Here is a 21,000-nt window from a genome sequence, read left to right on the forward strand (position 1 = left end):
CCGGTCACGACTTGGCCATCAGGGATTCGTCGGTCGTATCGTGATCGAAATCGACCTTCGGCCCTATGATGCTGCCAACACACGCACGGCACCGGATACCGGGGTCGGCAAGACCAGCATGCTGGTGGGGGTGGTCGAACCGCACCTACGGCACCGACATACACGGTCGAACAGGAGGTGGAGCGCCGTGCAGGGACTGATCCTGCAACTGACCCGTGCGGGGTTCCTTCTGCTGTTGTGGTTGTTCGTGTGGGCGGTGCTGCGCACCTTGCGCAGCGACATCTACGCGGCATCCGGCATTCGGATCCAGCCCAGGGCCGCACGCGGTTCCGCGGTGCTGCCCTCCTTCAGCCGGGGCCAGAAGGGCGCCAAATTTCTTGTGGTGACTCAAGGTTCACTCGCCGGCACCCGCATCTCGCTCGGCACCCAACCGGTGCTGATCGGGCGTGCGGACGATTCCACGCTGGTGCTCACCGATGACTACGCCTCGACCAGACATGCGCGACTGTCTCCCCGCGGCGACGATTGGTACGTCGAAGATCTCGGTTCGACGAACGGCACCTATCTCGATCGCGCGAAAGTCACCACTGCCGTGCGGGTTCCGCTCGGCACTCCGGTCCGTGTCGGCAAAACAGTGATCGAGCTGCGATCGTGACACTCGTTCTCCGCTACGCAGCGCGCAGCGACCGCGGTCTCGTCCGAGGCAACAACGAAGACTCCGTCTACGCGGGCGCTCGGCTGCTCGCGCTCGCCGACGGCATGGGTGGCCATGCCGCGGGCGAGGTGGCTTCGCAGCTGATGATCGCCGCGCTGGCGCATCTGGACGACGACGAGCCGGGCGACGATCTGCTCGGCAAACTCGACACGGCGACGCGGGAGGGCAATGCCGCGATCGCCGATCAGGTCGAAGAGGAGCCCGAGCTCGACGGGATGGGCACCACGCTCACCGCGATCCTGTTCGCGGGCAAGAAGCTGGGCCTGGTCCATATCGGTGACTCCCGCGCCTATCTGCTGCGCGGCGGCGAGCTCGCCCAGATCACCAGGGACGACACGTTCGTGCAGTCGCTGGTCGACGAGGGCCGGATCACGCCCGAGCAGGCGCACACCCATCCGCAGCGTTCGCTGATCATGCGCGCGCTCACCGGCAACGAGATCGAGCCGACGCTGATCATGCGGGAGGCGCGCGCGGGTGATCGCTACCTGCTGTGCTCCGACGGCCTCTCCGATGTGGTGAGCGACGAGACCATCGCGAACACCATGCGCGAGGGTTCCACCGACGAGTGCGCCGACCGGCTCATCGAGCTCGCGTTGCGCAGCGGCGGCCCGGACAACGTCACGGTGGTCGTCGCGGATGTGATCGATCTCGACTACGGCCAGAGCCATCCGATCGTCGCCGGTGCGGCGTCCGGGGTGGACGAGGACACGCCGCCGCCGAATACCGCGGCGGGCCGGGCGGCGGCGATGCGTCCGCCGCGCGCCGCACCGCGCCGGGCGGCGGCGGCACCGGAGCCGGAGGCCAAGGGCAAGTCGCACAAGCTGCGCTGGATCATGCTCGCGGTGGCGCTGGTGGTCGCGGTCAGCGTCGGATTGCTGGTCGGCTACAAAATGATTCGCAGCAACTACTACGTCGGGGCCGACAACGGCTCGGTGGTGATCCTGCGCGGGTTACCGGGCTCGGTGCTCGGCTACTCGATCCACGACGTGAACCAGGTCGGCTGCGTCACCAAGACCGGCGAGCTCTCGCTGGTGAATCCGGGCGCCGACCTGCCCTCGGCGTGCAAGCAGCTGAAGGTCACCGATCTCAAGCAGACCGGCCGCGAGCAGGTGGGCCGTGGTCTGCCGCCGGGCTCGCTGGATCGCGCGAAGGAGCAGATGCGCTCCATCGCGCAGGGCGAGCTGCTGCCGCCGTGCCCGGTGAAGGAGTCGGTGCCGCAGCCGGGTGTGCTGCCCCAGCCCGCCGATCCGCAGCCGCCGTTGCCGCCGGCCACCAGCAGTGCCCCCACCACCACCGTCGAGCCCGCGCCGGGCCCCGGCGACGCCCGCCCCACACCGACCAAGTCGGAGGCTCCGGTTCCGCCGTCGACCACGTCGTCGAACCCCCAGATCGCGGGGGAGAACTGCCGGGTGACGGACTGATGTCCGCACCGGCACCGCCGTCCGCTGGGGCTTTTCCCAGTCCTCCCGGCGGCTTCGCTCCCGCGCCCCCACCGAGCACTCGACGCAATGTCGAACTGTTGCTGCTGGCGGGTGCGGCAGTGATCACCACGGCCGCGCTGTTCCTGGTCGAGGCCAGTCAGGAGCAGTCGCTCACCTGGGATATCGCCAAATACGGTGCCGCCTATCTCGGTTTGTTCGGCGTGGCGCATCTGGCGGTGCGCCGTTTCGCCCCGTTCGCCGACCCGCTGCTGCTGCCGATCGTCGCGCTGTTGAACGGGCTCGGCCTGGTGCTGATCCACCGGCTCGACCTGGCCGATCAGCAGACCGCGGTCTACAACTCGTGGTCGATGCCCTCCCCCGACGCCAACAAGCAGATCCTGTGGACCGGTCTCGGCATGGTGGTGTTCGTCGTGCTGCTGATCGCCTTGCGGGACTACCGCACGCTGGCGCGCTACAGCTACACCCTCGGGCTGATCGGGCTCGTCGCGCTGGCCATGCCCGCGCTGCTGCCGAGCCGGTTCTCCGAGATCAACGGCTCCAAGAACTGGATCAAGGTGCCGGGCTTCAACATTCAGCCCGCCGAGTTCGCGAAGATCCTGCTGATCATCTTCTTCGCCTCGGTGCTGGTGGCCAAGCGCGACCTGTTCACCGCGGCCGGGCGGCACCTGCTCGGAATGGAGTTCCCGCGCGGGCGCGACCTCGGTCCGATCGTGGTGGTCTGGATCGTCTGCGTCGGCGTGCTCGTCTTCGAGAAAGACCTCGGCACCTCGCTGCTGATCTTCGGCACGGTGCTGGTGATGCTCTACATCGCCACCGAGCGGGTGGGCTGGCTGATCATCGGCGGCGCGCTGCTCGGCCTCGGCTTCGTGTTCGCGTATCAGACCTTCGGGCACGTCCAGGTCCGCACGCAGACCTGGCTGCACCCGTTCGACGACTACAACAACACCGGCTATCAGATCTCGCAGTCGCTGTTCGGCCTGGCCACCGGCGGTCTCGCGGGCACCGGCCTGGGCAGCGGGCGCCCCAACCAGGTGCCCTTCGCCAAGACCGACTTCATCATCACCACGATCGGTGAGGAACTCGGGCTGATCGGGCTCACCGCGGTGCTGGTGCTGTTCCTGGTGTTCATCGTGCGCGGCCTGCGCACCGCGCTCGCCGTGCGCGACAGCTTCGGCAAGCTGCTGGCGGCCGGGCTGGCGTTCACCATCGCCATCCAGTTGTTCGTGGTGGTCGGCGGAGTCACCAAGCTGATTCCGCTCACCGGCCTCACCACGCCGTTCATGTCCTACGGTGGTTCCTCGCTGCTGGCCAACTACGCGCTGCTCGCGCTGCTGATCAAGGTGTCCGACGCGGCCCGCGCGCCCGCGCCCGCCCGCAAGAGCGTGCCCGCCGCGCCGATCGCGGACGCGACGACCGAGTTGCTGCGCAAGCCCGAGGGCGGCCGGCCGGAAGCGGGGCCCGCGACATGAACACTCCCCTACGCCGGGTCGCGATCGCCGTGATGGTGATGATCGTCGCGCTGCTGCTCAACGCCACCTACGTCCAGGTGATCAAGGCCGACGACCTACGCACCGATCCGCGCAACAACCGCGTGCTGCTCGACGAGTACTCGCGCCAGCGCGGGCAGATCTCCGCGGGCGGCACCGTGCTGGCGAATTCGGTCGCCACCGACGACCGCTACAAGTACCTGCGCACCTACCCGACCTCGCCGGAGGCCTACGCCCCGGTCACCGGGTTCTACTCGATCCAGTACAAGACCACGGGGCTCGAGCGGGCCGAAGACTCGGTGCTCAACGGGTCGGACAGTCATCTGTTCGGGCAGCGGCTGGTCGACATGGTGTCCGGCCGGGATCCGCGCGGCGGCAACGTGATCACCACCCTCGACCCGGCCATGCAGCAGGTCGCCTACGACCAGTTGACCAGCAAGGGCTACACCGGTTCGGTGGTGGCGATCGAGCCGAGCACCGGCAAGATCCTCACCATGGTGTCCACGCCGAGCTACGACCCCAACCTGCTGTCCGGGCACGACGGCGCGAGCGGCACCAAGGCGTGGGAGGAGCTCAGCGCCGACGAACGCCAGCCGATGCTGAATCGCGCTGTCTCGCAGACCTATCCGCCGGGTTCCACGTTCAAGGTGGTGGTCACCGCCGCGGCGCTGGCGAACAACGTCGCCACGCCGGAGGACCAGTTCACCGCGGCGCCGAACATCACGCTGCCGGGCACCAGCACCACGCTGGAGAACTACAACGGCAGCAACTGCGGCCCCGGCCCGACCGCCTCGCTGTACGACGCGTTCCGGCTCTCGTGCAACACCGCGTTCGCCGAACTCGGTGTCAAGGTGGGCGCCGCGAACCTCAAGGACGAGGCGGCCGCCTTCGGCATCGGCACGCACCGCGATATCCCGATCCCGGTGGCCGAGGGCACCGTCGGTCCCATCTCGGACAACGCCGCGCTGGCCCAGAGCAGCATCGGGCAGCGGGACGTGGCGCTGACGCCGCTGGACAACGCGGTGATCGCCGCGACCGTGGCCAACGGCGGGGTCCGGATGCAGCCGTACCTGGTCGACCAACTGCAGGGGCCCGACCTCAGTGAGTTGTCGAAAACCAAGCCGGTCTCGGTCGGCCAAGCGGTCAGCGCACAGGTAGCGTCTTCGCTGACGAATCTGATGATCGCCTCGGAAAGCAACACCGCCGGAGGTAACAAGTCCCGCTATCAGATCGCTTCCAAGACCGGCACCGCCGAGCACGGCAGCGATCCACGCAAAACCCCACCGCACGCCTGGTACATCGCCTTCGCGCCCGCCCAGAATCCGAAGATCGCCATCGCGGTGGTCGTGGAGAACGGCGGCGACCGGGCGCTGGCCGCGACCGGCGGTTCGGTGGCCGCGCCGGTCGCGCGGGCGGTGCTGGACGCCGGTCTGCGAGGGGGCTGAACGAGATGGATGTGCGAGTGAAGGTACGGGGATGCTGAACAACGGTGCGATGATCGCCAACCGCTATCGGCTGCAACGGCTGATCGCGACCGGCGGCATGGGCCAGGTCTGGGAGGCGCTGGACACCCGGCTGGATCGCCGGGTGGCGGTCAAGGTGCTCAAGTCGGAGTTCTCCGCCGACCCGACGTTCCGGCATCGGTTCCGTACCGAGGCCAAGACCACCGCCCAGCTGAACCACCCCGGGATCGCGGGCATCTACGACTACGGCGAGACCACCGACCCGCAGGGCAGCGAAACCGCCTATCTGGTCATGGAACTGGTGCAGGGCGAGCCGCTGAACACGGTGCTGAACCGGCTCGGCCGGCTCTCCGTCGGCCAGGGACTCGACATGCTCGAGCAGACCGGGCGCGCGCTCGACGTGGCGCACCGGGCCGGGGTCGTGCACCGGGACGTGAAGCCGGGCAACATCCTGGTGACGCCGACCGGTCAGGTGAAGATCACCGACTTCGGCATCGCCAAGGCAGTGGACGCCTCACCGGTGACCAAGACCGGCATGGTGATGGGCACCGCCCAGTACATCGCGCCGGAGCAGGCGGTCGGCGAGGACGCCACCGCCGCCAGCGACGTGTACTCGCTCGGCGTCGTCGGCTACGAGGCGCTGGCCGGGACCCGGCCGTTCAGCGGGGACGGCGCGATCACGGTCGCGATGAAGCACGTCCGCGAGGCGCCGCCGCCGATGCCCGGCGATTTGCCCGGCAACGTGCGCGAGCTGATCGAGATCACCATGGGCAAGGACCCGAACCTGCGCTACGCCAGCGGCGGCGAGTTCGCCGACGCGGTGGCCGCGGTGCGGGCGGGCCGCAGGCCGCCCTCGCCGCGCGGTGCGGGCGCGGGGACGCCGCTGACCGGCGCCACCCGGGTACTGCCGCCCGGCCCGACCGTCGTGTTGCCGTCCACCCCTTCGGATTTCGACGGCGCGACGGTGCGCTATTCGACGCCGGCCGGCGGTGCGCTCGGCGCGGCGGGCCAGGCCACGGGCGCGGCGCCCGCGACGATGCTCAACCCCGGCACCGGTGGCAACCGGGTGCCGCCGAAAGACAAGGGCTTCACCACAACTCAGAAGTGGACCGCGGCCGGCGTCGCGGTCGGCGTGCTGCTCGTCGCCACCGTCGGCTACCTGATGTTCGGCGGCGACACCAACCCGAACAAGGGCCCGGCGACGACCACGACGTCGGTGCCCGCGCCGAAGCCGCCGCCCCTGCCGGTGACCAGCACGACGACGCCGAAACCTGTTCCGCCGCCGCCGACCACGGTCGAGCGGACCACCACGACGGAACCGCCGACCACCACCCCCGAGCCGACCACCACCACCCCGACCCCGACGACGACCACACCGTCGACGAGCAGTAAACCGACGACGACCGCGCCGACCACCACCCGGCCGCGAGTTCCGACGATCGACATACCATTTCCGGAGATTCCCGGAGCCCGAGGCCCCTCCGGTTCCGTCGGCGCGCCCGCTACTTCTTCGCAAGGACAACCATGACGACCCCGAAGAATCTCTCCTCACGCTACGAGCTGGGCGAGATCATCGGGTTCGGCGGTATGTCCGAAGTACACAAGGCGCGCGATCTACGGCTCAGCCGCGATGTCGCGATCAAGGTGCTGCGCGCCGACCTGGCCCGCGATCCCACGTTCTACCTGCGGTTCAAGCGGGAGGCGCAGAACGCCGCCGCGCTGAACCATCCGGCCATCGTCGCGGTGTACGACACCGGCGAGGCCAAGGTCGACGACGGTCCGCTGCCCTACATCGTCATGGAGTACGTCGACGGCGAGACGCTGCGCGATATCGTGCGCGGCAAGGGTCCGCTGCCGCCGCGCCGGGCCATGGAGGTCATCGCCGATGTCTGTGCCGCACTGGATTTCAGCCACAAGGCCGGCATCGTGCACCGCGACATGAAGCCCGCCAACATCATGATCAACCGGGCGGGCGCGGTGAAGGTGATGGACTTCGGCATCGCCAGGGCGATCGCCGACAGTTCCAACCCGATGACCCAGACCGCCGCGGTGATCGGTACCGCGCAATACCTTTCGCCCGAGCAGGCGCGTGGCGAGACCGTCGACGCCCGGTCCGACGTGTACTCCGTCGGCTGCGTGCTGTTCGAAATCCTCACCGGTGAGCCGCCTTTCACCGGCGACTCGCCCGTCGCGGTGGCCTACCAGCACGTGCGGGAAGATCCGCGGCTGCCCTCGCACGTGCATCCCGGGGTGCCCCGCGAGCTGGACTCGGTGATTCTCAAGGCGATGAGCAAGAATCCGGCCAACCGCTACCAGAGCGCGGCCGAGATGCGCGCGGACCTGATCAGAGTGCTCGGCGGGCAGAAGCCGAGCGCCCCGATGGTGATGACCGACGAGGACCGCACCACCGTCTTCGGCAACAACGAGCCCGCGCCGCGCAGCTACCGCACCATCGAGCGTAACGACGACACCTCCGAGCAGGCGTCGGTGGATCCCGGCGGCCCGCGCCGCACGATCTACCTCGCCGTCGCCGCGGCCGCCGCGGTCGCCGTCGCGTTCACCCTGTTCTGGGTGCTGATCGGGCCGGGCAGCAAGCCGGATCAGGTGACGGTGCCCGATGTTTCGGGCAAGTCCTCGCAGCAGGCGATCGACGCGCTGCAGAAGGCCGGTTTCACCGTCGCCAGCTTCCAGAAGGCCGACAGCAAGGTCGCGACCGGCAACGTGATCGCCACTCAGCCGCTGGGCGGCTCGCGGGTGGACAAGGGCAGCACCATCACCGTGCAGGTGTCCACCGGTCCCACCCAGGTGCAGGTGCCCAAGCTCGACGGGCTGACCCAGCAGGAGGCCGAGGCCGAACTGCGCAAGAACAGCTTGCAGATGGATCCGAACGTGCAGCGCAAGCCGTCCAGCACACAGGAGAAGGACAAGGTCATCGGGCAGGACCCGTCGGCCGGGTCGCGGGTGGACGCCGACCGGGTCATCGTGGTGACCCTCGGCTCCGGCCCGGAACCGATCCGGGTGCCCAACGTGGTCGGCCAGGACATCGAGGTCGCCCGGCCGAATCTGGTGGACAGCGCTGGTTTCAAGATCACGATCGAGAAGGTGCCGTCCAGTCGTCCGGTCGGTGAGGTGCTTGCGACCAGCCCGGCCGGCGGCACGACGGTCGAGAAGGGTTCGACCGTCGTCGTCCAGGTGTCCAGCGATCAGATCAAGATGCCGTCGCTGACCGGACTCACGGTCGCGCAGGCGGTGGACAAGCTGCAGAAGGAGGGCTGGACCGGCTCGCAGAGCCAGATCAGCCAGTCCCCGCAGGGCACGTTCGACGCGGGCAGCGTCGGCCGCATCATCACCCAGTCTCCGGCCGCGGGTGGTTCGCTCCCGAAGAGCGGCGCGGTGCAGGTCGGCGTCGGCGTGCTCGGGCCGCCGTAGTCGCGGCGGAACCTTTACACGCAGTCGATGAGCGGATCTTAGGGTCCGCTCATTCTGTTTTCGGCAGTTGCCGCAAAGCACCGACCAGTCGGTGTGTTCGGCGGCAGAATTGGTGTGCTCCATCCGAATCAGCCGTGCTGAGTAGCGAGGAGGAAACCGATGACGACCGCCAGGGACATCATGAAACCCGGTGCGCAGTGGATCGCGAAGGACGAAACCGTCGGCAAGGCCGCCCGCGTGATGGCCGAGCTCGGCGTCGGCTCGCTGGTCATCGCCGACGACAACGATCGGATGTGCGGCATCATCACCGACCGCGACATCGTCGTGAAGTGCATCGCCCAGGGTCGCTCGCCCGGCACCACCCGGGCGGCCGAACTCTGCGAGTCGACGCCACGCTGGGTCGCCGCCGACGCCGATATCGAAGAAGTGCTCGACGAGATGGAAAGCCACCGGATCAAGCGAATGCCGGTGATCGACAACAAGCGCCTCGTCGGCATGATCAGCGAGGCCGACCTGGCCCGCCACCTCGACGACAACCAACTCGGCGAGTTCGTGACAGCGGTCTACGGACGGCCGTAAAACCTGCTCGACATATTCGAGCTGGAATTTTGATCCGGTCGACGTATTTCTACCGAATTCATCGAGCAGCAAGCTACGGCTGCCATAAATTTATGGCAGCCGAATGCTGCTGTCAGGCGGGCGAGATCGAGTGCGCCAGGAACCCGATGCCCCGATACACCGTCCGGGCGTCGAGCACGATGCTCTTCCCCGTGCAGTTCGAGTTCGCCCACAGGGTGACCCGCTGGTTGAGCGCGTTGTGCGCCGAGCGGATCGGCGTCGTATCCCAGCAGCCCTCAGGCGATTTCGAGTGGAAGTCGGCGCCGGTGTAGCCGACCTCCGACCAGCCACAGAACCTATCCGTCCGGCAGGTGCCCGATCCGTTGCCGTCCGCTTGGGCGGTTCCCATTTGCAAGAGGAAAATGGACGAAACGGCGGCGGTGAGCGCGGCGAACTTCGAGAAAGAGAACACTTGATCCCCCAGGGTGTGAATAGCCGATTTGGCTGTTCACAGATATACCGGGGGCGTCGCCTAACGGTCAATAAGTGCCGAATACCCTGGCAGTCAGTCTGACAAATCGAGGTGGCGGTTCATCGACATCGCCTCCGCTGCCAGTTCGGTCAGCTCGACCACCTCGACGCCGTGCTCACGCAGCTTTTCCACACCGACGCAGTTGGTCACGAAGGTCGCGGGTTCGCGCCAGGCGAGGACCACCCGGGGAATTCCGGCCTGCAGGATTCGATCCGTACATGGCAGCCGGGTGGCGGTGCCGCGCTGCGAACACGGCTCCAGCGTGGTGTAGATCGTCGCCGCGGACAGTCGCGGGTCGGCCGCGTCCAGCTTGTTCAGCGCGGACTCCTCGGCGTGCACCTTGTCGTCGGTCTCGCGGGAGTACCCGGTGGCGATCGCCAGCCCGGCGGCGACGATCACCGCGCCGACGGAGAACGCCGTCGCGCTCGGCGGGCAGTCGCGCGCCAGTTCGATCGCCTGTCGCATGAATCGCACGTCCTGCGGGTCACCCATCGCGCGCCTTTCGTGTATCCCTTGTCCATCCTCGCATCGCCCCCGGCCAGGTCTGCGGGCTCAGCGCATGCCCGCCTTGGGAAGGTAGGTCAGCACCGCGACGTCGCCGACCTGGTCGACCCCGGCCAGCTGCATGCGGCGGTGTGGCGAGCCGGGAAAGCTCGCGGGATCGAGGAATCGGGGTGCCGCGCCGTCGCCTACCAGGAGGGGCGCGACCGCGAGGTGCAGTTCGTCCGCGAGATCGGCCGCGAGGAACGCGGTGTGCATCCGGGTGCCACCCTCCACCATGAGGCGTGCGATGCCGCGCCGGCCGAGGTCGTCGAGCAGTGCGCCGAAGTCGAGTTCGGCACCGAGCGTGACGACTTCGGCGAGTCCGGCCAGCCGGTCCCCGATCCGCGCCGCACCCGCATCGGTGGTGTAGACGAGTTTGTCCCCGCCGTGGTGCCAGAACCGCAACCCGGGATCGAGGTCACCGCCGGCGGTGACCGTGATCTTCACCGGATACTCCGGCTTGCCCGCCGCGACACGCGCGGCCCGGCGCTCGGCGCTGTCCACCAGCAAGCGCGGATTGTCCCGGCGCAGGGTTTCCGCGCCGATCAGGATGGCGTCGGAGTCCGCGCGAACCTGGTCGACCCGGTCGAAATCGGCCGGGCCGGACAGGCGCAGCCGTTGCGGACCCGCGTCATCGATGTACCCGTCGACGCTCACGGCGACGGATAACAAGACGTAGGGCCGGGTTGCCACTACGCCGCACCCCAGGGCGAGCCGAGATCGGTACGTCCGCAGCTGTGATCCGTGCGGCGACTCACTGCAGCACCAGCGCGGCGACCTCCGCCTCGAGCATTTCCACGAGCCCCTCGGCGGGGCGTTCGCCACAGATGCCGAGCCAGTTGGCCAGCATCCGGTGCCCGCCCTGGGTCAGCACCGATTCGGGATGGAACTGCACGCCCTGGATGGGCAGCGTGCGGTGCCGCATCGCCATCACGATGCCGCTCTCGGTGCGGCCGAGCACCTCGAGCTCCGCGGGCAACGTCTCTTCCAGCACGGTGAGCGAGTGGTAGCGAGTCGCGGTGAACGGGTCGGGCAGGCCGGCCAGCACACCCGCCCCGACGTGGAACACCGAGCTGGTCTTGCCGTGCAGCAGTTCGGGGGCGCGGGTCACGGTCGCGCCGAACGCCTCGCCGATCGCCTGGTGGCCGAGGCACACGCCGAGCAGCGGCACGGCGTGCCGGGCGCAGGCGCGGACCAGCTCGATGCTGGCGCCCGCACGGTCCGGGGTGCCGGGGCCGGGGCTGATCAGGATGCCGTCGAACTGGGCGACCACCGCGTCGACATCGGCCAGGTTCGGGTCGTCGTTGCGCCACACGACCGCCTCGGCACCCAACTGTCCGAGGTACTGGACCAGGTTGAAGACGAAGCTGTCGTAATTGTCGACGACCAGAACACGCATGCTCTGAGATTACGTCCCCGCATGACACCGCGTCGCATCCAATACCAGTTGGGATAGCCTAGAGGCACACCGGAGGGCAGCCAGAGCCTTGTCCACAGCGGCGAGCGAGCTCGGCACCACCACTCGGCACACCGCGTTTGCCCGCCGGTACCGACCTGAACGCCGAACACGAGGACGTCATGCCGAAGTCGAAGGTCCGTAAGAAGACCGACTACACGATCAACCCCGCCAGCCGGACTCCGGTGAAGGTCAAGGTCGGCCCGTCGCCGGTCTGGTACGTCACCATCATGCTCGGTTTCATGCTCGCCGGGCTGGCCTGGCTGCTCGTCTACTACATCGCCGCCGATCACATCAGCTGGATGAGTGATCTGAACGCGTGGAACTTCCTGATCGGATTCGGCCTCATGGTCGTCGGTCTGATCATGACCATGCGGTGGCGCTGACACCACATCTGGGTGGCCGAAGGTGACGCAGACACCACATCTGGATTACAGACGTGTCATTCATACACACCTGTGGATAAACCTGTGGACAACTCGAGCAGCGCTGGAGAAAGTGGCCCGTGACGTCTGAATCTCCTGCTCAGCCGCCTGGTGGCAACTCTGCGCAGCTGGCCTGGACCACCCCCGCCGCCGCCCTCGCGGCGGTCACGGGCGGCGGCGTGCTGCTGGCCGTCGCGACGATCTTCGCCGGCGACGCGCCGGCCCGGTTGCTCATCGGCCTGGCTGCGGTCGGCCTGCTCGCGCTGGCCGGGCTCGGCTTCCGGCAGCGCCCCCGGCTCAGCGTCGTCCCCGGCGCCGACCCGCGGATGGTGGTCCGCACCCTGTTCGGCCCGGACGAATACACCCGCGAGCAGATCATCCGGGCGCGCGTCGTCGACTATCGCCGCCTCGGCCGCAAGATGCCGATGCTGGAGATCGACGTGAACCACGCCGACACCGAGCGCCTGCTCATCTTCGGCCGCTGGGATCTGGGCACCCGGCCCGACGAGGTGCACGCCGCCCTCGTCCGCGCACTTCGGCTGTCCGGCAAGACCACCCGCTGAACCCGGGCCGAGCGACCCGCTCGTGTTTCACGTGAAGCCGAGAACCCGGTCAGGACAACGACATCGCGGTCGCACCGATCACCGCGAGCGAGATCAGCGCGACCACGGCCACCGCGCTCCAGCCGATGAGCCGCGCCGCCTGCGGCGATTTCGCCCGTAGCCAGCCCGGCAGGAACAGAATGCCCAGCGTCGCCAAGGTGCCCGCCGCCAGTCCGCCCAGGTGACCCCACAGCGAGATGCCGGGCAAGGAGAAGCTGATGAACACGTTGATGGCGATCAGGATCAGCATCTGATTCGGGTTCTGCCGCAGCCGGATCAGGATCACGGTGATCGCGCCGAACAGGCCGTATACCGCGCCGGACGCGCCCGCGGTTGCGCTGTCCTGGGCGAACACCATGACGGCCGCGGCACCGCCGAGCAGCGACACCAGATACACCGAGAGGTAGCGCAGCCGGCCGAGCACCAGCTCCGCGTCCCGGCCGATCACATACAGCGCGAACATGTTGAGCAGCAGATGAATCGGGCCGTAGTGCAGGAAGCCCGAACCCAGCACGCGCCACCACTGACCGTCGGCGACCGCGGGCGGGTACAGCACCCAGCGCAGGAACAGGTCCGAGGCGCGGTTTTCCAGCAGGCTCTGCGCCTGGGCCGCCGTCACCGCGAAGATCGCGACGTTGACCGCGATCAGCGCGTAGGTCACGAACGGCAACGATCCGCGCGGGGCCGGTGCGCCCGCGACGGTACGCACCGGAGCCACGTCACGCTGATCCTGGCGCAGACAGTCGACGCAGTGCTGGCCGACCGACGCCGGACGCAGGCACTCCGGGCAGGACGGCCGTCCGCAGCGTGTGCACGCCAGACCGGTCGGACGATTCGGGTGACGGACGCACGTGGGTGCGGGCGGCTGAGCGGTCATAGTCTCATTCGATCGTGATCTTGGTGATTTCGACGGGTTCCAGGGGACGGTCGTTGCGATCGGTCGGCGTCGTGGCGATCGCGTCGACCACCTTGCGCGACTCCGGATCGACGACCTCACCGAAGATGGTGTGCTTGCGGTTGAGATGCGGCTGCGGGCCGACGGTGATGAAGAACTGCGAACCGTTGGTCGCCGGTCCGGCGTTGGCCATCGCCAGCAGGTAGCCACGATCGAAGCGCAGTTCCGGATGGAATTCGTCGCCGAACTCGTATCCCGGGCCGCCACGGCCGGTGCCGGTCGGGTCGCCGCCCTGAATCATGAATCCGGCCATCACGCGATGGAAGACGGCACCGTCGTAGAACGGGCCCGTGCTGCCGCCACTCGCGTTCGGGGTGGTGTACGAAGCCGAGCCGTCGGCCAGGCCGACGAAATTGCGGACCGTCTTGGGGGCGTGGTTACCGAAGAGCGAGATCTTGATATCGCCGCGATTCGTGTGGAGCGTCGCCACAGCGGTCTGGTTCGGTGAGGTCACGCCGCAATGCTACGGTCCCGCCGCGGCGAACCCGCGACGCGGCGGCGAGAGTCGTTCGTTTCGACCCGGGACGAACTGCTGAGCTGGAGATACTGCATGAACTACGCGGTTGTGCCAGCATGGGCCAATGACCTTGGGGCGCCTACATGTATCCGCACGTACCCGGTACCGGCTGATCGTCGCGGCGGCCGTCGCGCTCGCGGGTGGGGTGGCCCTGCTGATACGCAGCAAGCGACCGCAGCCGCCCGCGCCCGCCCCGGAACCGCCGCGGATCGGGTACTCCCGCAACGGCTCCGCGCCGACCCCGGTGGCCGGCGCCGGCGCGGAGAACGGACGCTGATCAGCGACTGACGGCCTTCTTGTACTGCCGGATCGCCAACGGCACGAACACCACCATGATCACCACCACCCAGACGAGCGTGGTCGCCACCGGATGCCGCAGCGACCACGCCTCCGGGGTGGGCGCCAGCGGGCTGGTGTTGCCGAACAGGTCGCGCGTCGCCTGGGTCAACGCGGACACCGGATTCCACTCGGCGACGACCCGCAGCACCGACGGCAGTTTCTCGCTCGGCACGAAGGTGTTGCCGATGAAGGTCAGCGGGAACACCACCATGAAGCTGGCGTTGTTGAACACCTCGGGCGTGCGCACCAGCAGCCCGACCACCGCCATGATCCAGGACACCGCGTAGGCGAACAGCAGCAGCAACGCGTACGCCAGCACCGCGTCCAGGAACGAACCGCGGATCCGCCAGCCGACCACCAACCCGGTCAACGACATCACGGTCAGGCTGACCACGTTGATCACCACGTCGCTGAGCGTGCGCCCGATCAGCACGGCCGAGGGGGCCATGGGCAGGGACCGGAACCGATCGATGATGCCCTTCTGCATGTCCTCGGCCAGGGCAGCGCCGGTGAACGAGGCGCCGAACACCACGGTCTGCGCGAAAATGCCCGCGATCAGGAATTCCCGGTAGCCGCCGGACATGCCCGGCACGTCGATCGCCGCGCCGAAAATATAGGCGAACAACAGCACGAACATGATCGGCGAGAGGGTCGAGAAGATCAAAACGTCGGGCACTCGCTTGATCTTGATAACGCCGCGTTTGGCAATGGTCAGGCTATCGCTGGCGACAATGGCCAGCTTCGCCCCGATCGAGGGCCGGTCGACGACCGGAATCGCCACGGTCATCGTGTCTTTCCTTCCGTGGTTTCGAGTTCGCCCGCGCCGTTGACGAGTTCCTCGGCTTCGTGTCCGGTGAGGGTGAGGAACACATCGTCGAGCGAGGGCCGGCGCAGTCCGACATCGTGCAGTTTCACGTCGTTCTCGGCGAGCTTGTTGATCGCCGCGACCAGCGCCTGGGAGCCGTCGGACACCGGCACGGTGATCCGCCGCAACCCCGGTTCGACGTGAATCTCCCCGTCCGCCAAGCTTTTCAGCACCTGCGTGGCGACCGCGAGATTGTCCACGTGGTCGACGGTGAGCTCGATCCGGTCGCCGCCGACCATGGTCTTGAGCTCGTCGGCGGTGCCGCGCGCGATGACCTTGCCGTGGTCGATCACCGCGATGGCGTCGGCCAGCCGATCCGCCTCGTCCATGTACTGCGTGGTGAGCAGCAGCGTGGTGCCGCCCGCCACCAGCTCCTCGATGACGTCCCAGAGGTCGAGCCGGGCGCGCGGATCGAGGCCGGTGGTCGGCTCGTCGAGAAACAGCACCGGCGGGTTGGCCACCAGCGCCCCCGCCAGGTCCAGCCGCCGGCGCATACCGCCGGAATAACCTTTCACCGGTCGGTCGGCGGCATCGCTGAGCCGAAAACGGTCGAGTAGTTCGCGCGCTCGTTCCTTACTGCGCTGCACGCCCATGTGATACAGCCGGCCGACCATTTCCAAATTCTCGAAGCCGGTCAGATATTCGTCGACGGCGGCATATTGGCCGGACGCGCCGATCCGGGAGCGCAGGGCTCGCGGGTCGGCGAGCACGTCGATACCCGCGACGGTGGCCCGGCCGGCGTCCGGTATCAACAGCGTGCTCAGCACCCGGACGGTAGTGGTTTTACCTGCACCGTTCGGGCCGAGCAGCGCGGTGACGGTCCCCTCCGGAACCGTAAGATCGAGTCCGTCGAGCGCGACCAGCCGGCCGTATCGTTTGACCAGACCCTCGGCGACTATTGCGTCGGGCATGACTCTCCTGGGATTCGTGAGTTTTCATAGGATGTATTTGCGCGACGCCGGTAGATCCGACGCCGGCCAATTCGCGCGATCGGGTCGCTGGCCGATTCCGTGTCAGTATTGCGCTACCCACCGACAAGTTCATCCGATTTGTTCGTCACCCGGGTCGCGGAAAGTCCCACCGCCGGTGACGCTCTTACCCGGGATCGGCGGGCACCCTTTCTCTCTACACTGTACAGAGATCATGCCCGGTTGCCCAGACCCGAATCGGACCGGCCCGCGGCAAACGAAGGTCGCACCTCGATCCAGGCGGTGCTCGGGGGTGCCGGATCGAAGTGCGACCGGTTATATGGTCCCGCCGGGAACCCTCCCTGGTCGTGCGTAGCGCACTACCCGATTCGCCCTCGGGCGCTACTCGGCCCGGCCACACCTCGACGCCAAACCGACCGGGCGAGTTGAACATCCGACCGGCACGGGACCGCGCACCGGCGAATCACGAACACCGGTGTGCCCCGGGCACGGCGACGGTCCGGACACGCCGCGCGGCATCGACACGCGGCATATTCACCCTCGGACACGGCGTGTACCGCATGTTCCGACAGCGATCCTCGACACACGGAGACCGGTCGGCATGTTAAGAGCGCCGACCCCTGTCTATCCGCCGCACCGTGGAGTGCGTAGGTATCGACCTGCGCAACAGCGGTTTTGGCAAACACCAGGCCACCTCCGCGCCGAGCGGATTCCGCGCGGATTCCGCCACCGAAACGACCCCCGGCTACGGGAAAGATCGCGGGCCCGGAAAAAGTCGAGAAAGTGGCGCTCCCCACGCGCACACAATCGCGAATCATCGCGTAGGATCATTCACGTCGGCCCCTCCCCCCGGGCCGACCTTACGCGGGCCTCGGCTAACTCCCCCCCTTCGCCGAGGCCCGCTCCCCATTTCTGGACCGGGTCAGCCGACGTGCTCAGCGCCCGGCAATACCGATCGCCAAGCCGTTGCCAGCCGCTGCTCGCGGACCCGCCCGGCGACCCCGAGCAACGGGCGATCCCGCTCCCACCGCTCCCGCGTCAGCGAATCCGCCGACCCCCACAGCGAATCCAGCTCGGCCGACAGACGCTGGACGAACTCGAACACGCCACCGAGCGCGATGTGCACGCCGGGCGAGCCCGGCGCATCGATATCCAGCCCGCGCACCGCCGCGACGCCGGTCAGCAGTCGTTCGAGCACCGACTGCGGCCACGCCGAGGCCCGCGCCACCCGCACCAGCCAGCCGAGCGTGGCCGCGAGCACGTGGATGTCCTCGATGGTGCGGAACGGCTTGAGATAGTCCAGGTAGCCGTCACCGGGCAGGACCGTCGCCGCGACGTCGGTCAGGATGACCATCGCGTGCGGGATCTCCGGTGCGAACGCGGTCGTGGGCAGACCCGTCAGCTGCACGCCGGGTTGCGGCAGCTCGACCGTGGTGGCGCGCAAGCGATTCCGGCCGTCCGGGCCCGCGCCCACACTGGCGATCACCACCAGCCGCTGCGCCAGCATGCCCAGCGTCGCAAAGGTTTTCGTGCCGTTGAGCCGCACTTCGCCGTGCGCCTCGGTCACCGTCGTCTCGATCGCCGCGGGATGCCCGCCACCCGCCTCCGTCGCACACAGCGCGACCAGTTCGTCATCGGCCAGGTCGGGAATGAGCGTGCGTACCGCCTCCTGATATCCGGACAGGAACGCGTAGCCGAGGCGGTCGGCGCCGAACCCGCCCGCGACGGCGATATCGACCGGTTTGTCGAAACGGTTGGCCGCCACCCGATGCCGGGTCCAGGCCGCGCCGACATCATCGAGCGGCGTCGCGGCGAGCGGTTCGGTCAGCAGGAAATCGAGCACGGAATCCACTCGTGCACGGTAACCGGCACAGGTGGATTTCCCGTGCCGGTTCAGCCGGTCGGCACGCGGGTGCGGGGCCGGTGCCGCCGGTCCACGGTCACCATGGTGGCGTAGCCGATGCGGCCGACGAAGTCGAACTCGGCTTCGAGGCCCGCGAATGAGGTCACTGTGCTGGTCATGCCGAGGCTCCCACCATGCGATCTTGCGTGCTACCGGTCACACCGGCCGGTTCCCGCGACGACGCGCGCACGAGCTGTCGTCGCGGTCTCCGACCGGGCTTCTTGGTTACTTCTTGTAACCGACAACATCGTGCGTCACCGCCTGTGAACACGGAAGACGGCACTTTCGCGACACCGGGTTACCGCCGGGATAGCGACCGCCGCAGTGAAAGCCACAGCGCATGGCCGCGAGTGATCTCCCGGCAACTCGCCGCGCCGCAGCTGCGCGCCCCGGCGCGGAGCAGGTATCACTGATGGGGACACATTCGCCTCTAAAAGGAGTCTGAGCTGTGCCTGAACCGAACGAAGAGCGTAGGCGGGCACTGTTCGACAACGAGGCCAGATTGTCCTGGGTACTGGCCGCACTGGCCGGTTTGATCGGTGCCGCGGCGTTCATGCACACCGCGGGCTATTTCGTCACGTTCATGACCGGCAACACCGAACGCGCCATCCTCGGGCACTTCCACGACCAGAAGGACACGGCGCTCGCGGCGGCCTGCCTGCTCGCGTCGTTCGTCGGCGGCGTGGTGGTCGCCTCCTGGTGCCGGCGGCACTTCTGGTCCGGGCACCCGCACGGCCCGACGCTGCTGACCACCTTCAGCCTGGCCACCGCCTCGATCATCGACCTGGCCCGCATCCAGAACGCACCCGATATCGACTTCGTGCCGATCCTGTTCGTCGCATTCGGCGTCGGCGCGCTCAACACCTCGTTCGTGAAAGACGGCGAGGTATCGGTGCCGCTGAGTTACGTCACCGGCACGCTGGTGAAGATGGCGCAGGGCATCGAACGCCATATCAGCGGCGGCGACTACGCGGATTGGCTCGGCTACTTCCTGCTGTATGCGAGTTTCGCGTTCGGCGCGCTGCTCGGTGGCCTGCTCAGCATGGTGGTCGCGGGTTGGGCGATGCTGATCACCGCCACCGCCGTGTGCCTGGTCGTGACCGGCTACACCTATCTGCACCTCGACCGGCACGGACCGCTCTCCGAGGAGTGAGCCCGGCGCTTTTCCCGTGCGACTGTCCGGAGACCGCGGTTATGGTGGCCGCGTGGAGAATCTCGGGAGCGATGCCGACCAGTTCGCGGCGCTCGTCTTGCAGCAGCTGACCGAAGCCGGTGAGCAAGGGGCGGAGTACGACCCGGAAGAGTTCGTCATCCGCCTGTCGAGCGGGTGGGAACTCTTCCTGAGCAACATCTTCCGGGAAGCGCACGACCTGCCCGAGGACGAACGCGCCACCCGGATCGCCCGCTTCATCGCCACCCCGAAGGACTCCGCGACGATACCCGGTTGGCCGCAGGTGCGGTCGTTGTTGCTGCCCATCCTCCGCTCGGAAACCTTCGGGATCAGCGCCACCGGCGGCCACGACACGGGTCCGATCACCCGGCCGGTCTTGCCGTTCCTGAACGAGCTCGTCGCGGTGGACCTGCCGAACTCGCGCTCCATCGTCAACGACGTGACGCTCGCACAATGGGGCGTCGAGGCGGCCGAGGTGTTCACCGCCGCCCGCGAAAACCTCACGGCCAAGGTCGGTTCCGGCGGTTTCCAGGAATCCGGCGTGCTGTTCTTCGGCGACGACGGCGACGGCTACTGCACGTCCTGGCCGCTGGTCCCCGGCTGGCTCGCCGGTTCCGGCGACGGCCGGCACCGGCCGATCGCGTTCATGCCCGACGTCGACACCTTGATCATCGCCCCCGACGTCGACGATCTCGGTCCGCTCTACGAATACGTCGAGAAGAAGTACCGCGAGGCGGTCCGCCAGATCTCGCCGCAGGGGTACACCGTCGACGACGACGGCACCGTGATCCCGCTCGATCAATCGCCCCGCCACCAGCACCTGCCGTTCGTCCAACGTGCTCGCTGCGGTTTGGCGCTGACCGAGTACGAGGTGCAGGGCCGCGTCCTGAACGAGCAGCTCGAGGCGAACCTCGTCCTCGAGACCGGCAACGGCGACATCGAGGGCGCCTACGTCGGTTCCGTCATGTACATCGGCGCCGACAGCGGTCCCTACACCGTCACCATCTGGGGTGAAGGGGTCGACTATTTCCTGCCGGAAGCCGACTACGTGATGTTCTGCGTCGAGGAGAACGGCGAGAAGTCGGTGCTGTTCACCGTCCCGTTCGCCACGGTCGTCGACATCGTCGGGCTCACTCCGATCCCCGATCTCGCGCCGCGCCGCTACGAGATCCGCCACTGGCCCGATGCCGAGGTCCGGGCCCGGCTGGCGGCCGCCGCGGTCGAGTTGTGAACGGGCCGGGCTAGTCCCGGTCCCGCGTCAGCTCGGTGTAGACGCGTAACCCCTCGGCGATCTTTCCGGCCGCGTGCTCCAGCTGCTCGGGCGGGAGGTACTTACCGAAGGCCGCCGCGTCCAGCAGCTGTTCCCGAACCTGTTCGAGATTGATCCTGGCCCGGTCCCGGCGCGAAAGTTGAGGCACGGCCCAGACCCTACCTCGAGTCGAACTCATGTTCGAGAGGTCGAGCGGGTGGAAATCAGCGGGTGGTGACCTCGTGCCACATGTCCGCGTCGCTGCGCCGGCGCAACTTCGAGATACCGACGAGAACAGCGACCACAGCACCCACGACGACCAGAATCTTCATGCCTCCCACCCTACTGGTTGGCTCCGTCGGACGACGAGGTCCCGGCGCGTCGACTACGCCGATTTCCGTTCCGCCGGAACGATCTTGG

The 21,000-nt window shown here is 67.8% G+C and carries 24 protein-coding genes; 12 read left to right on the top strand and 12 right to left on the bottom strand.

The annotated features are described in order from the left end of the window. Positions 1 to 187 precede the first annotated feature (187 nt). From TY25_RS31925 to TY25_RS31955, 7 genes are all read left to right on the top strand, one after another. A complete protein-coding gene (locus TY25_RS31925) occupies positions 188 to 655 on the top strand; it encodes an FHA domain-containing protein FhaB/FipA (RefSeq protein ID WP_014980860.1) in 468 nt (155 codons plus the stop codon). Next, a complete protein-coding gene (locus tag TY25_RS31930) occupies positions 652 to 2,136 on the top strand; it encodes a PP2C family protein-serine/threonine phosphatase (RefSeq protein WP_029892278.1) in 1,485 nt (494 codons plus the stop codon). Before TY25_RS31925 ends, TY25_RS31930 begins: the two co-directional genes overlap by 4 nt. Then, positions 2,136 to 3,626 carry an FtsW/RodA/SpoVE family cell cycle protein gene (locus tag TY25_RS31935; RefSeq protein ID WP_042262435.1) on the top strand — a complete coding sequence of 497 codons (1,491 nt, stop codon included), beginning with the start codon at positions 2,136 to 2,138 and terminating at the stop codon, positions 3,624 to 3,626. Before TY25_RS31930 ends, TY25_RS31935 begins: the two co-directional genes overlap by 1 nt. Beyond that, positions 3,623 to 5,089 carry a peptidoglycan D,D-transpeptidase FtsI family protein gene (locus tag TY25_RS31940; RefSeq protein ID WP_029892276.1) on the top strand — a complete coding sequence of 489 codons (1,467 nt, stop codon included), beginning with the start codon at positions 3,623 to 3,625 and terminating at the stop codon, positions 5,087 to 5,089. Before TY25_RS31935 ends, TY25_RS31940 begins: the two co-directional genes overlap by 4 nt. Before the next feature lie 31 nt (positions 5,090 to 5,120). Beyond that, positions 5,121 to 6,635, top strand: coding sequence for a protein kinase domain-containing protein (locus TY25_RS31945; RefSeq protein ID WP_042262437.1), 1,515 nt, complete (start codon positions 5,121 to 5,123; stop codon positions 6,633 to 6,635). Then, entirely contained in the window at positions 6,632 to 8,536 is a 1,905-nt protein-coding gene (gene pknB, locus TY25_RS31950; protein WP_042262439.1) for a Stk1 family PASTA domain-containing Ser/Thr kinase, read from the top strand. Before TY25_RS31945 ends, pknB begins: the two co-directional genes overlap by 4 nt. A gap of 159 nt (positions 8,537 to 8,695) precedes the next feature. Then, the gene (locus TY25_RS31955) at positions 8,696 to 9,115 is read left to right on the top strand and encodes a CBS domain-containing protein (protein ID WP_042262442.1); all 420 of its coding nucleotides are present in this window, start codon (positions 8,696 to 8,698) and stop codon (positions 9,113 to 9,115) included. A gap of 112 nt (positions 9,116 to 9,227) precedes the next feature. Here the strand turns inward: TY25_RS31955 and TY25_RS31960 are convergent, their stop codons facing one another. The 4 genes from TY25_RS31960 to TY25_RS31975 all read right to left on the bottom strand — a co-directional run bounded on the left by TY25_RS31960 (position 9,228) and on the right by TY25_RS31975 (position 11,568). Further along, positions 9,228 to 9,503, bottom strand: a complete 276-nt coding sequence (locus tag TY25_RS31960; RefSeq protein ID WP_146154109.1) for a peptidase inhibitor family I36 protein — start codon at positions 9,501 to 9,503, stop codon at positions 9,228 to 9,230. A 156-nt stretch (positions 9,504 to 9,659) separates the two neighbouring features. Beyond that, entirely contained in the window at positions 9,660 to 10,118 is a 459-nt protein-coding gene (locus tag TY25_RS43705) for a deaminase (RefSeq protein WP_042262446.1), read from the bottom strand. A 60-nt stretch (positions 10,119 to 10,178) separates the two neighbouring features. Beyond that, entirely contained in the window at positions 10,179 to 10,826 is a 648-nt protein-coding gene (locus tag TY25_RS43710) for a RibD family protein (protein WP_236639161.1), read from the bottom strand. Between the two features lie 97 nt (positions 10,827 to 10,923). Beyond that, a complete protein-coding gene (locus TY25_RS31975) occupies positions 10,924 to 11,568 on the bottom strand; it encodes an aminodeoxychorismate/anthranilate synthase component II (protein ID WP_042262451.1) in 645 nt (214 codons plus the stop codon). Between the two features lie 179 nt (positions 11,569 to 11,747). Here TY25_RS31975 and crgA point away from each other — a divergent pair, with 179 nt between their 5' ends. Further along, positions 11,748 to 12,011, top strand: a complete 264-nt coding sequence (crgA, locus tag TY25_RS31980) for a cell division protein CrgA (RefSeq protein ID WP_014980849.1) — start codon at positions 11,748 to 11,750, stop codon at positions 12,009 to 12,011. Between the two features lie 119 nt (positions 12,012 to 12,130). Then, positions 12,131 to 12,613 (top strand): PH domain-containing protein, encoded by a 483-nt coding sequence (locus tag TY25_RS31985; protein ID WP_042262453.1) that lies wholly within the window; start codon positions 12,131 to 12,133, stop codon positions 12,611 to 12,613. 49 nt (positions 12,614 to 12,662) lie between these two features. Here TY25_RS31985 and TY25_RS31990 read toward each other — a convergent pair whose 3' ends face one another. Then, positions 12,663 to 13,529, bottom strand: a complete 867-nt coding sequence (locus TY25_RS31990; RefSeq protein ID WP_042262455.1) for a rhomboid family intramembrane serine protease — start codon at positions 13,527 to 13,529, stop codon at positions 12,663 to 12,665. Positions 13,530 to 13,533: 4 nt separating this feature from the next. Next, the gene (locus TY25_RS31995; protein WP_042262456.1) at positions 13,534 to 14,061 is read right to left on the bottom strand and encodes a peptidylprolyl isomerase; all 528 of its coding nucleotides are present in this window, start codon (positions 14,059 to 14,061) and stop codon (positions 13,534 to 13,536) included. A gap of 127 nt (positions 14,062 to 14,188) precedes the next feature. Here TY25_RS31995 and TY25_RS32000 point away from each other — a divergent pair, with 127 nt between their 5' ends. Further along, on the top strand, positions 14,189 to 14,401 hold the full coding sequence (locus TY25_RS32000) for a hypothetical protein (protein ID WP_042262458.1): 213 nt from the start codon (positions 14,189 to 14,191) through the stop codon (positions 14,399 to 14,401). Here TY25_RS32000 and TY25_RS32005 read toward each other — a convergent pair whose 3' ends face one another. The 4 genes from TY25_RS32005 to TY25_RS44520 form a co-directional block, all read right to left on the bottom strand. Then, the gene (locus tag TY25_RS32005; protein WP_042262461.1) at positions 14,402 to 15,250 is read right to left on the bottom strand and encodes an ABC transporter permease; all 849 of its coding nucleotides are present in this window, start codon (positions 15,248 to 15,250) and stop codon (positions 14,402 to 14,404) included. After that, complete coding sequence (locus TY25_RS32010) at positions 15,247 to 16,239, bottom strand: daunorubicin resistance protein DrrA family ABC transporter ATP-binding protein (protein WP_042262463.1); 993 nt, start codon at positions 16,237 to 16,239, stop codon at positions 15,247 to 15,249. The genes TY25_RS32005 and TY25_RS32010 overlap by 4 nt, the downstream gene beginning before the upstream one ends. A gap of 940 nt (positions 16,240 to 17,179) precedes the next feature. Continuing rightward, entirely contained in the window at positions 17,180 to 18,109 is a 930-nt protein-coding gene (locus tag TY25_RS32015) for an acyl-CoA dehydrogenase family protein (protein ID WP_042262466.1), read from the bottom strand. Between the two features lie 41 nt (positions 18,110 to 18,150). Further along, entirely contained in the window at positions 18,151 to 18,279 is a 129-nt protein-coding gene (locus tag TY25_RS44520; RefSeq protein ID WP_256656706.1) for a hypothetical protein, read from the bottom strand. Positions 18,280 to 18,608: 329 nt separating this feature from the next. Between TY25_RS44520 and TY25_RS32020 the strand changes: the two genes are divergently transcribed. Further along, a complete protein-coding gene (locus TY25_RS32020; RefSeq protein WP_081869241.1) occupies positions 18,609 to 19,313 on the top strand; it encodes a YoaK family protein in 705 nt (234 codons plus the stop codon). A 52-nt stretch (positions 19,314 to 19,365) separates the two neighbouring features. After that, positions 19,366 to 20,562: a DUF1444 domain-containing protein gene (locus TY25_RS32025; RefSeq protein ID WP_042262468.1), complete on the top strand. Its 1,197-nt coding sequence runs from the start codon at positions 19,366 to 19,368 to the stop codon at positions 20,560 to 20,562. A gap of 10 nt (positions 20,563 to 20,572) precedes the next feature. On the opposite strand, the gene TY25_RS42940 is transcribed toward TY25_RS32025, so the two are convergent. Together TY25_RS42940 and TY25_RS44280 are read right to left on the bottom strand one after the other, a co-directional pair. Beyond that, the gene (locus TY25_RS42940; RefSeq protein WP_156055146.1) at positions 20,573 to 20,749 is read right to left on the bottom strand and encodes a DUF6374 family protein; all 177 of its coding nucleotides are present in this window, start codon (positions 20,747 to 20,749) and stop codon (positions 20,573 to 20,575) included. Between the two features lie 55 nt (positions 20,750 to 20,804). Next, a complete protein-coding gene (locus TY25_RS44280; protein WP_014980838.1) occupies positions 20,805 to 20,912 on the bottom strand; it encodes a DLW-39 family protein in 108 nt (35 codons plus the stop codon). Positions 20,913 to 21,000 lie beyond the last annotated feature (88 nt).

The organism is Nocardia brasiliensis NBRC 14402 (genome assembly GCF_000308475.2).
GTDB lineage: Bacteria > Actinomycetota > Actinomycetes > Mycobacteriales > Mycobacteriaceae > Nocardia > Nocardia brasiliensis.

Excerpts from the sequence above, each read along its gene's own strand:
- TY25_RS31960 (WP_146154109.1), bottom strand. The coding sequence starts at position 9,503 with ATGGGAACCGCCCAAGCGGACGGCAACGGATCGGGCACCTGCCGGACG.
- crgA (WP_014980849.1), top strand. The coding sequence starts at position 11,748 with ATGCCGAAGTCGAAGGTCCGTAAGAAGACCGACTACACGATCAACCCC.
- TY25_RS31955 (WP_042262442.1), top strand. The coding sequence starts at position 8,696 with ATGACGACCGCCAGGGACATCATGAAACCCGGTGCGCAGTGGATCGCG.
- TY25_RS31990 (WP_042262455.1), bottom strand. The coding sequence starts at position 13,529 with ATGACCGCTCAGCCGCCCGCACCCACGTGCGTCCGTCACCCGAATCGT.
- TY25_RS31940 (WP_029892276.1), top strand. The coding sequence starts at position 3,623 with ATGAACACTCCCCTACGCCGGGTCGCGATCGCCGTGATGGTGATGATC.
- TY25_RS44280 (WP_014980838.1), bottom strand. The coding sequence starts at position 20,912 with ATGAAGATTCTGGTCGTCGTGGGTGCTGTGGTCGCTGTTCTCGTCGGT.
- TY25_RS44520 (WP_256656706.1), bottom strand. The coding sequence starts at position 18,279 with ATGACCAGCACAGTGACCTCATTCGCGGGCCTCGAAGCCGAGTTCGAC.
- TY25_RS31975 (WP_042262451.1), bottom strand. The coding sequence starts at position 11,568 with ATGCGTGTTCTGGTCGTCGACAATTACGACAGCTTCGTCTTCAACCTG.
- TY25_RS43705 (WP_042262446.1), bottom strand. The coding sequence starts at position 10,118 with ATGGGTGACCCGCAGGACGTGCGATTCATGCGACAGGCGATCGAACTG.
- pknB (WP_042262439.1), top strand. The coding sequence starts at position 6,632 with ATGACGACCCCGAAGAATCTCTCCTCACGCTACGAGCTGGGCGAGATC.
- TY25_RS32005 (WP_042262461.1), bottom strand. The coding sequence starts at position 15,250 with ATGACCGTGGCGATTCCGGTCGTCGACCGGCCCTCGATCGGGGCGAAG.
- TY25_RS32000 (WP_042262458.1), top strand. The coding sequence starts at position 14,189 with ATGACCTTGGGGCGCCTACATGTATCCGCACGTACCCGGTACCGGCTG.
- TY25_RS32010 (WP_042262463.1), bottom strand. The coding sequence starts at position 16,239 with ATGCCCGACGCAATAGTCGCCGAGGGTCTGGTCAAACGATACGGCCGG.
- TY25_RS31935 (WP_042262435.1), top strand. The coding sequence starts at position 2,136 with ATGTCCGCACCGGCACCGCCGTCCGCTGGGGCTTTTCCCAGTCCTCCC.
- TY25_RS31945 (WP_042262437.1), top strand. The coding sequence starts at position 5,121 with ATGCTGAACAACGGTGCGATGATCGCCAACCGCTATCGGCTGCAACGG.